The following is a 9,846-nucleotide window of genomic DNA, read 5'->3' as shown; positions in this document are numbered from 1 at the left end:
GGGGCACCGGCTACGGCTACTCCCTGTGGGAGTTCGCCGTCTTCACCACCGACGTCACCGGCACCCCCTCGCCCACGCCGACGCCGTCCCCCTCGACCAGCCCGCCGCCTCCGGGGACGACCCCGATCTCGGCGTACAAGCAGGTGACGGCGTCCTCGTACGAGGGCGGCAACGCGCCCGCCGCGGCCCTCGACGGGCGGACCACCACCCGCTGGTCGAGCCTCTACACCGACAACCAGTGGCTCCAGGTCGACCTCGGCGGCGCCGCCACGATCACCGGCCTCACGCTGAACTGGGAGTCCGCCTACGCCACCGGCTACCACGTCGACGTGTCCGACAACGGCACGAGCTGGACGCCCGTCTACACGACCACCACGGGCAAGGGCGGCGTGGAGAACCTGACGGTCTCCGGCAAGGGCCGGTACGTGCGGTTCGTCGGCACGGCCCGGGCCACCGGCTACGGCTACTCCCTGTGGGAGTTCCAGGTCTTCGGCACGATCGACACCTCGGCCTCGACGGCGCCCCTGCTGTCCCGGCCGGCGAAGGCGCCCGCGACGACCGGCCAGTTCGCCCTGTCGGCGCCCGCCGACCACGCGATGGTCACCACCACCCGGCGGCCCGTCCTGTCGTGGGCGGCGGTGCCGGGGGCGGCGCACTACGAGGTGTGGATCAACATCAGCCGCACCGACTACGACTTCACCGCCTCGGGCAGGCTCATCGACCTCTACACGAAGGTCGCCGAGCCCACCGGCACCAGCTACACGCCCACGTGGGACGTCTCCGACCGGTGGACGTACAAGTGGTTCGTGGTCGCGGTGAGCGGGTCGGGCACGACGACCACCTCGAACATCCGGACGTTCAGCCTCTACATCCCGGACATCGAGGCCGTCGACGACGGCGTGAACGTGGTCAACGGCGCCCGGGACCTGAACAAGGACGGGACCATCGAGCCGTACGAGGACTGGCGGCAGCCGGTCGAGACCCGGGTGAGCGACCTCCTCGGCAGGATGACCACGGAGGAGAAGGCGTACCAGATGTTCTACGTCGCCCAGACGTACCCGCAGTCGGGCTGGCACTTCGGCCCGGCGCTCCCGGCCGACCTGCACAAGGTCCTGCTCGGGGCGGCGGGCACGCGGCTCGGCATCCCGCCGGTCTCCGCGGGCGACACCATCGCCGGATACCAGACCACCTACCCCCTGCAGAGCGCCCTGGCCGCGGGCAAGGACTACGCCCTCGACTACAGGCTCGGCGACATGCAGCGGCGGGAGGAGTTGGAGGTCGGCGCCCGCGGCGTGCTCGGGCCCCTCGCGGAGGTCGGCACCAAGGTGCTCTACCCCCGCATCCAGGAGGGCAACGGCGAGAACGCCGACGTGGCGGCGGCGCAGGTCAGGGCGCTGGTCGCGGGCCTGCAGGGCGGTCCTGAGCTCAACCCCGGCTCGGTCCTCGCGACCGTGAAGCACTGGCCGGGCGAGGGCGCAGGAGGCGAGGCCGGCATCACCTACGACGGCGTGACGATCAAGTACCACATGATCCCGTTCCGGGCCGCGATCGAGGCCGGCGCGGTGAACATCATGCCGGGCTACGCCGGCAGCTCCTACCTCGACCCGGGCGGGCCGGGGGCCGGCGACAGCAAGCCGATCCTCGACTACCTGCGCACCAACCTCGGGTACACCGGCCTGATCACCACCGACTGGCTGCCGTACAGCGCCTGGGTGAACGCGGCGAACGCCGGGTCCGACGTCATGGGCGGCGCCGACCCGGGCACGGCCGGGTTCTCGATGGCGACGTTCGTCTCCAGCGTGCCGATCGCGCGGATCAACGACGCGGTGACGCGGATCCTGCGGCTGAAGTTCCAGCTCGGGATCTTCGACCACCCGTACGGCGACCCGGTGAACGGGCCCTACCGGTTCCACCAGCCGTCGTACGTCGCCCTGGCCAACCAGGCCGCCCGCGAGTCGATCACGCTGCTGAAGAACAACGGCGTCCTGCCCCTCAAGCTGAAGGCCGGCGACAACATCGTCGTGGCGGGTCCGCGGGCCACCGACGGCACGGCGTGCTGCATCTGGACGAGCTACTTCCACCAGGAGTACGGCTCGCTCACGCTGCTCGACGCCATCAGGGCGCGGGCGTCCGCGGCCGGGGTGAACGTCTACCAGGACACCGGGCCCTCGCCCAAGCTGGCCGTGGTGGCCGTCGGTGAGCCGACGTACACCCACGCGACGGCCTGGGTGAAGGAGCAGCCGTACCTGCCGGCCGACCAGCTCGCCGTCATCCAGAGCTTCCACAACCAGGGGATCCCGGTGGTCGTGGTGATGGACCTGCCGCGGCCGACCGTCATCGCCGACTGGAACGGCATCGCCGACGCCATCGTGATGACGTACCGGGGCGGCGAGGAGGTCGGGCCCGCCACGGCGAGCCTGCTGTTCGGCGACTACACCCCCCGGGGCAGGCTGCCCTGGCAGCTGCCGCGCAGCGTCGACCAGGTCCTCAAGCCGGGCGGCACGGACACCCAGGCCGACGCCGTCGAGGACTGGAACATCCCGTACGACCTGGGCGCCACGGCCGCCGAGCGGGCGGACATCCGGGCGCACATCGACGCCGGGCAGACGGTCCCGACGACGTACGGGAACCCGCTCTACCCGTACGGCGCCGGTCTGCAGGGCTGGCAGTAGGTCCCCCGAGCGCTCTCCACCCCGTGAACGGGTGGAGAGCGCTCTCCGGCCTCGCGGATCGTCAGTCGTCGCCGCGACGCAGGCGCTTGACCTCCGAGCGCTGCCGCTTCGCCGCCAGGCGCCGCTCGACCGACCCGCGCGAGGGCTTGGTGGGGCGGCGCTTCTTCGGCGGCGGGGCGACGGCGTCGCGGAGGATCCCGGCCAGCCGCAGCTCGGCGGCCTCCCGGTTGCGCAGCTGCGAGCGGAACTCCGACGCCGTCACCGTGATGACGCCGTCGACCAGTCGCGGCGCGAGCCGTTCGAGCGCCCGGGCCTTGAGGGCCGGGCCGAGGGCGGTGGTCGCGGCGACGTCGAAGCTCAGCTCGACGCGGCTGTCGGTGGTGTTGACCCCCTGGCCGCCGGGCCCGGACGAGCGGGAGAAACGCCACCCGAGCTCCGCCTCCGGTATCACCACCGAACCGCGGACGTGCAACGGGCCTGGCATCGTCTCCTCCTCGTGTGCTTCCCCGGCTCGTATGGCCGTGCTCCTCCGGGCATGCCCAGTGTGCAGCCTCGGTCGCGCCGGATCATCTAATTTATCGCCGTAAATCGGGCTTCGGGTTGTCACGGTCCACGGCCTCGTGCACAGTGTGCCGGGGTACGGCTGCGACTGGGCGGGAGCATGACCACGATCGTCGGAGTGCACGGCATCGGGAAGTACCACTACTACGAGGACGCCGGGGGGTCGGCGGGCGGCGCGGCCGAGACGATGCGGCTGAAGTGGAACGGCTACCTTCACAAGGGCCTGACCGGGCAGACGGCGGGCAAGGCGCCCGACTACTTCGCCGAGGTGGCCTACTACGCCCATCACCTGCACACGGGGCCGGTGAAGCCGCCCCGCCAGATGGACCCGCCGGCCAAGCTGGTGTTCGCCGACTGGGCGGGGCAACTCGACGGACGCGTTCGGGGCGTGGCGGGGGAGTCGCTCACCGGGCTGGCCCACCGGCTGGCCGAGTGGCTGGTGACCCGGTTCGGTCCCGAGGCCGTCCGGTTCGCCCGGGACTTCTGCCCCGAGGTGGCCACGTACCTGGGCGGCGGCGATCCCCGCACCCGGGCGCGCGACGCCGTGGCCGACACGATCCGCCGGCGGGGGCCGGAGGTGGTGGTGGCCCACTCGCTCGGCAGCGTGGTGGCCTACGAGGCATTCTGGGCCCATCCGGACCTGTCGGCCGACCTGCTCATCACGCTGGGCAGCCCGCTCGGCATGCGCAATGTGGTCTTCGAGCGGCTGGTCCCCGTCCCCGTCAAGGGCCGCGGCGCCCGGCCGCCGGGGGTGCGCCGCTGGATCAACATCGCCGACAAGGACGACATCGCCGCCATCCCGGACGCGCTGCGCCCCTGCTTCGAGGGGGTCGAGCGCGACGTGTCCTGCAACATCGACTGGCTCGACTTCCACACGGTGCGCAACTATCTGGGCTGCGCGGCGGCCAACGTCTTCCTCAAGCCGTATGTGGCCTGAAAGCGAACACCGGGTATGATCGTTCAATCATGACTCTTGTTCTCTTTGACTACGGCAACGTCATCTCCCTGCCCCAGGACCGCGACGACGTGGCCCGCCTGGTGCGAATGGCCGGCGAGGTCCCCGGCTTCGAGGAGCGCTACTGGGAGTTCCGGCTCGACTTCGACCGGGCCGCGCTGGATCCGGGGGAGTACTGGTCGCGCGTCTGCGGCAGGCCGGTGAGCGGCGACGAGCTGGACCGGATCGTGGCGGCCGACGTGGAGAGCTGGTCGCGGCCGAACGAGGACACCACGGCCGTCGTCGGCGAGCTCTCGGCGGCCGGCGTGCCGATGGCCCTGCTGTCGAACGCCCCGATCTGCGTGGCCGACGGCGTCGACACGCTGGCGTTCATGGCGCCGATCGGCCCCCGCTTCTACAGCGGGCGGATGGGCCTGGTGAAGCCCGACCCGCTGATCTACCGCCGGGTGGTCGAGACGCTCGGCGTACGGGCCGAGGACGTCGTGTTCGTGGACGACCGGCTGGAGAACATCGCGGGAGCCGAGGAGGCCGGGCTGTCCGGCATCCACTTCCGGGACGCCTCGACGCTGCGGGACGACCTCAAGGCGGTGCTGCACCGGCCCGTCCGGTGAGCGGGGACCGCGGCAGCGGGCGGCGTTAACGGAGCCGAGCCCGGCGCGTCAGGCTCCGTTCAGCAAGGACGGGTAGTCAGAATCACTGTTCACCGGCGGTTTCCGGCCGGGTAACGGCGGTAAAGGACGGCCGTCGACCGGGGCGCGTCCACTGGTGGCGTGCAGACGAATGCATCACGAAGAGCCTTTCTGTCCGCTCTCGCGGCCGGAACCGGCGGCCTGGTCCTCGGCGGCTCCGCGCTGCCCCAGTTGCCCCAGGGGCTTCCCTCCCGCGCGCTCCGCCAGGACCCGTTCGCGCTCGGGATCGCGTCCGGCGACCCCACGCCGGACGGCGTCGTGCTGTGGACCCGGCTGGCGCTCGACCCGACGTCCCCGGACGGGCTCGGAGGGATGCCGTCGCGGCCCGTCGACCTGCAGTGGCAGGTGGCGGCCGACGAGGGGTTCTCCTCCGTCGTGAAGTCCGGGACCGTCACCGCGCGGCCCTCGTCCGCGCACAGCGTGCACGTCGAGGTGGACGGCCTGGGGCCCGGCAGGGAGTACTTCTACCGCTTCCGCGCCGACGGGCACCTGTCGGACACCGGCCGCACCCGCACGGCCCCCACGGCGATGTCGCCGCTGCGTTTCGTGGTCGCCGCCTGCGCCCACTGGGAACACGGCTACTACACGGCCTACCGCCGCATCGCGGAGCAGGAGCCGGAGCTCGTCGTGCACCTGGGCGACTACATCTACGAGTACCAGCCCCAGGGCTACACGGCGCTCGGCGGCGCGGTGCGCGAGCACGCGGGCAACAAGTGCCAGACGCTGGCCGACTACCGGGTCAGGCACGCGCAGTACAAGACCGACCGCGACCTCCAGGCCGCCCACCTCGCCGCGCCGTGGCTGGTGGCGTTCGACGACCACGAGATCGAGAACAACTGGGCCGGGCCGGTCTCCAGCACCGACGCCCCCGGCTTCCAGGAGCGGCGGGCCTACGCCTTCCAGGCGTACTACGAGAACATGCCGCTGCGCCGGGCCAGCGTCCCGGACGGGGCGTCGATCCGCATCAACCGCCGGGTGCAGTGGGGGCCGATGGCCGAGTTCCACCTGCTCGACACCCGGCAGTTCCGGGACGACCAGGCCTGCGAGGACGGCGACCGCTCGGGCTGCGACGAGCGGCTCGACTCGGGACGGACGATCCTGGGGGCGGCCCAGCACCGCTGGCTCCTCGACGGCCTCACCGCCTCGCAGGCCCGATGGAACCTCATCGGTCAGCAGGTCCTCATGGCGCAGCGGGACTACAGGTCCGGCCCCGGCACCGAGCTGAACATGGACAGCTGGGACGGCTACCCCGCCGAGCGGGCCCGCCTCCTCGAGGGAATCCGCGGCTCGGGCGCCGCCAACCCGGTCGTCCTCACCGGTGATGCCCACATGCACCACGCGGCCGACCTGAAGCCCGACTTCGACGACCCCGACTCGCCCAAGGTGGCCGTCGAGCTCGTCACCTCGTCCATCTCCAGCGACGGGGACGGCTACCGCGACCAGGCGCGGGTGGCCGAGCTGCTGCGGGAGAACCCGCACATCTCGTACATCGACCAGCGGCGCGGGTTCATCGTCTGCCGGCTGTCGGAGGAGGAGATGCGGGCCGAGTTCCGCACGCTCGACTACATCAGCCGGCGGGGCGCTCCCGCCAAGGTCTCCGCCCGGTTCACCGTCCCCACCGGGCACGCCCAGCTCAACGCCTGACCGCCGCCACGCCCGTGCCGTACCGGATGATCCGGTACGGCACGGGCGTCCGGTCGTGGCGCCGGGTCGCGCGCGTCGCGAGGCTCAGCTCAGGGCGTACCCGAACAGGTCCGACTCGCCGCCCCGGTCGACGACCGTCGCCGAGCCGGGGACGACCCCCGGGTACGACCCCTTCTTCTTGCTCGTCCCGACCAGGGTCAGCTCGCCCGAGCCGGGGGCCGCCACCAGCAGCCGGCCGCCCACGACCGTGACCGAGGAGCCGAAGTCGCTGTCCCTGCGCCCGGTGACCAGGGCGTTGTGGTTGCGGGTGAGGCCGCCTGTCCTGGTCCCGGCGATGACCTGGACCGCGTCCTCGCCCGGCACCCCGACGACGAGCTCGTCGTCGCCGTCGCCGTTCAGGTCCCCGGCGGCCAGGGAGGTGCCGAACCGGTCGTAGTAGCGCGGGGTGCCCTTCAGGATCGTCTGCGACCAGATCTCGCTGCCGATCGCGCTGAGGCCGCGCGACGTGCCGTACAGCACGTTGACCGCGCCGTCGCCGTAGTCCATGCCGCGCTGCAGCAGCGACAGGTCCTCACCGGGGACGCCGATCGCGAGGTCGTCCCGGCCGTCGGCGTCGAAGTCGCCCGAGGCGAGCGAGGCGCCGAAGGCGTCCCACTTCTCGCCGTACCCCTTCACGTTGGGGCTCTCCTGCGTGTAGACCCCGGCGTATCGCCTGCGCACGTCGAGGATGGTGACGACGCCCGCCCCGTACCGCAGCCCGCCGCCGCCCGGCGCGCCGACCGCCAGCTCGTCGCGGCCGTCGCCGTTGAAGTCGCCGGTGGCGAGCGCCGCGCCGAACAGGTCCGTCTGCCCGGGGTCCTGGCCCACCCAGCCGGTCGATTCCGTGATGAGCGTGCCCTTCCCGTACGGCGAGGCGTGGCCGAGGCCGAAGACGCCGACGCCCCCGCCGCCCGCCAGCCCGGGCGCGCCCACGACCAGCTCGTCGTCGCCGTCCCCGTCGAGGTCCCCGGCGGCGAGGGCGGCCCCGAAGCGGTCGGTGCCGTGGTCGCGGCCGAGGTGGGTGACGTCGATCGTCCGCGCCCGGCCCAGCCCGTCCGGCGAGCCGTACAGCACGTGGACGACGCCGTGCCCGTCGGCGTCCGCCACCGGCGGCCCGAAGAACTCCTCCGACGCCCCGATGGCCAGGTCGGCGCAGCCGTCGCCGTCGAAGTCGCCCTGCGCGAGGGCGGAGCCGAAGGCGTCGTTGAGCTCGGGTTCGTCCCCGATGCCGTCCGCGCCCTGGTGGAGCACCTTCGTCTTCTTCAGCCCGCCGCCCTGCTCGGCGAACAGGGTGACCGACCCGGCGTGCGACCGCCCCGCCACCGTCGCGTACGGCGAGGCCACGGCGAGGAAGGAAGGGCAGGACCGGGCGGCCGCCGGGGCGGCCGCGACGAGCGAGGGCAGGGTGAGGGCCGCCGCCAGCAGGGCGGATGCGCGTGAGACGCTCATGGCCGGATCGTCCCCGCAGATCAGGACACCCCGCCCACGGGTACGTGAACCTCCCACGACCGCCGCCTGAACTCGTCCCGTCGAATCGCGAGGGGCTCCCCCCATCGGGGGGCGTGCCCGCGAAATTCTCCGCGCCTGTCTGAACGTATCAGCGGTGTTCGCCCGTCCGGCGCCGTCCACCTGCGGAAACGTGGACGCCGTCGGGCGGGATCCTTTTCCCCGCACGCGATTGACCCGATGATTCGAGCCGAGATGGCGAGATCGAAGGGATCCCTCATGCACCCATCGGACAGGACACGCCTGCCGACGGCGGCGCGCCGAGGTCGCCGGAGCACCCCTCCGGCACGCCGTACGGCTGCCGTGGCGGCCGCGCTCGTCACGGGGTGCGTGGTCGCCGCGGTGCCCGCCGCACAGGCCTCGGCGGCCGCGGGTTGCGCCGTGACCTATGCGACCAACGACTGGTCGGGTGGTTTCACCGCGGCGGTCACGATCCAGAACCTCGGTGACGCGGTCGGGGGGTGGACTTTGGGCTTCGCCTTTCCCACCTCGGGTCAGAAGGTGACCGACGGCTGGGCGGCCACCTGGACGCAGAGCGGGCAGAACGTCACGGCCAGGAACCTCGACTGGAACGCCTCCATCCCCACCGGCGGGTCGGTGTCGGTCGGCTTCAACGGCACCTGGTCGGGCTCCAACCCCAAACCCGCCTCCTTCACCCTCAACGGCGTCACCTGCACCGGCGCCACCGGCACCCCGACACCCACCCCCACTCCCACGCCGACCCCCACTCCCACCCCCACTCCCACGCCGACCCCGACTCCCACGCCGACCCCGACTCCCACGCCGACACCCACGGGCGGGACTCCCACGGTGGCCGCCGACGGGACCGGGAAGTACCGGACGGTGCAGGCCGCGATCGACGCCGTGCCGGCGGGCAACTCCAGCCGGAAGGTCATCACGATCAAGCCCGGCACCTACCGGGAGATCGTCACGATTCCCAAGGACAAGCCCTTCATCACGCTGCAGGGCCTGGGGTCGTCGGCCAGGGACGTCGTGATCGTGAACAACCACTCCGCCGCCTCGTACGGCACCTTCGACAGCGCCACCGCGTTCGTCAACGGTCACGACGCCGCCCTCACCAACCTGACGATCTCCAACGACTACCAGGAGAGCTCGTCCACCAGCGGACAGCAGGCCGTCGCGCTGAACCTCAACGCCGACCGGTCGGTCCTGTCGAACGTGCGGCTGCTCGGCGACCAGGACACCTTCCTGGTGAACGCGTCCGCCCGCGCCTACATGAGCGGCTCTTACGTCGAGGGCACCGTCGACTTCGTCTTCGGCGACGGCACCATCGTGATCGACAACAGTGACGTCTACGAGAAGCGCAGCACCGGCGCGCCGATCACCGCCGCGAGGACCGACATCGCCAAGACCTACGGCTTCCTGATCTACAGGTCGCGAATCTCCGGCGCCACGGCGGGGACCACCCAACTGGGCCGCCCCTGGGGTCCGAACGCCCAGGTGCTCTACCGGGAGTCCACCCTCAGCTCGACGATCAAGACGTCCCAGCCCTGGACCGACATGTCCGGCAACTCTTGGAAGAACGCTCGCTTCTTCGAGTACCGGAACACCGGTGCGGGCGCCGGGGTCAACTCCAATCGCCCGCAGATGAGCGACTCCCAGGCCGCCGCCTACACCCCGCAGAAGTACCTGGCCGGATCCGACGGCTGGAACCCGATCGGATGACTCCCCGCCTCGCGCGGAGGACACCCGCGCGAGGCCCCCAGACCGTTCGGCCGGTCAGGACTCACGCCGGCCCTCCGTCCGAGCCCCACTCAGC

At 71.8% G+C, this 9,846-nt stretch carries 7 protein-coding genes; 5 read left to right on the top strand and 2 right to left on the bottom strand.

Features of this window, described 5'->3' with window-relative positions; translation table 11 throughout:
* Positions 1 to 2,672: glycoside hydrolase family 3 C-terminal domain-containing protein (locus Mco01_RS23250; protein WP_204059008.1), on the top strand; the 2,672-nt coding region annotated here is incomplete at its 5' end.
* 61 nt (positions 2,673 to 2,733) lie between these two features.
* On the opposite strand, the gene arfB is transcribed toward Mco01_RS23250, so the two are convergent.
* Positions 2,734 to 3,156, bottom strand: a complete 423-nt coding sequence (gene arfB, locus Mco01_RS23245) for an alternative ribosome rescue aminoacyl-tRNA hydrolase ArfB (RefSeq protein ID WP_084369412.1) — start codon at positions 3,154 to 3,156, stop codon at positions 2,734 to 2,736.
* Positions 3,157 to 3,333: 177 nt separating this feature from the next.
* On the opposite strand from arfB, the gene Mco01_RS23240 reads away from it, so the two are divergent.
* The 3 genes from Mco01_RS23240 to Mco01_RS23230 all read left to right on the top strand — a co-directional run bounded on the left by Mco01_RS23240 (position 3,334) and on the right by Mco01_RS23230 (position 6,521).
* Positions 3,334 to 4,170: a hypothetical protein gene (locus tag Mco01_RS23240; RefSeq protein ID WP_204059007.1), complete on the top strand. Its 837-nt coding sequence runs from the start codon at positions 3,334 to 3,336 to the stop codon at positions 4,168 to 4,170.
* Between the two features lie 29 nt (positions 4,171 to 4,199).
* The gene (locus Mco01_RS23235) at positions 4,200 to 4,799 is read left to right on the top strand and encodes an HAD family hydrolase (protein ID WP_204059006.1); all 600 of its coding nucleotides are present in this window, start codon (positions 4,200 to 4,202) and stop codon (positions 4,797 to 4,799) included.
* A 159-nt stretch (positions 4,800 to 4,958) separates the two neighbouring features.
* Complete coding sequence (locus Mco01_RS23230) at positions 4,959 to 6,521, top strand: alkaline phosphatase D family protein (protein ID WP_204059005.1); 1,563 nt, start codon at positions 4,959 to 4,961, stop codon at positions 6,519 to 6,521.
* An 84-nt stretch (positions 6,522 to 6,605) separates the two neighbouring features.
* On the opposite strand, the gene Mco01_RS23225 is transcribed toward Mco01_RS23230, so the two are convergent.
* Positions 6,606 to 8,009 carry an FG-GAP-like repeat-containing protein gene (locus Mco01_RS23225; RefSeq protein ID WP_204059004.1) on the bottom strand — a complete coding sequence of 468 codons (1,404 nt, stop codon included), beginning with the start codon at positions 8,007 to 8,009 and terminating at the stop codon, positions 6,606 to 6,608.
* Positions 8,010 to 8,285: 276 nt separating this feature from the next.
* On the opposite strand from Mco01_RS23225, the gene Mco01_RS23220 reads away from it, so the two are divergent.
* On the top strand, positions 8,286 to 9,752 hold the full coding sequence (locus Mco01_RS23220; RefSeq protein ID WP_204059003.1) for a pectinesterase family protein: 1,467 nt from the start codon (positions 8,286 to 8,288) through the stop codon (positions 9,750 to 9,752).
* Positions 9,753 to 9,846: the final 94 nt, after the last annotated feature.

Source organism: Microbispora corallina (assembly GCF_016863035.1).
Classification (GTDB): Bacteria; Actinomycetota; Actinomycetes; order Streptosporangiales; family Streptosporangiaceae; genus Microbispora; species Microbispora corallina.
This window is presented reverse-complemented; position numbering and strand designations above follow the sequence as displayed.

Bases quoted from the DNA above. Each gene is read 5' to 3' on its own strand.
- arfB (WP_084369412.1), bottom strand. From the start codon at position 3,156: ATGCCAGGCCCGTTGCACGTCCGCGGTTCGGTGGTGATACCGGAGGCG.
- Mco01_RS23240 (WP_204059007.1), top strand. From the start codon at position 3,334: ATGACCACGATCGTCGGAGTGCACGGCATCGGGAAGTACCACTACTAC.
- Mco01_RS23235 (WP_204059006.1), top strand. From the start codon at position 4,200: ATGACTCTTGTTCTCTTTGACTACGGCAACGTCATCTCCCTGCCCCAG.
- Mco01_RS23225 (WP_204059004.1), bottom strand. From the start codon at position 8,009: ATGAGCGTCTCACGCGCATCCGCCCTGCTGGCGGCGGCCCTCACCCTG.
- Mco01_RS23220 (WP_204059003.1), top strand. From the start codon at position 8,286: ATGCACCCATCGGACAGGACACGCCTGCCGACGGCGGCGCGCCGAGGT.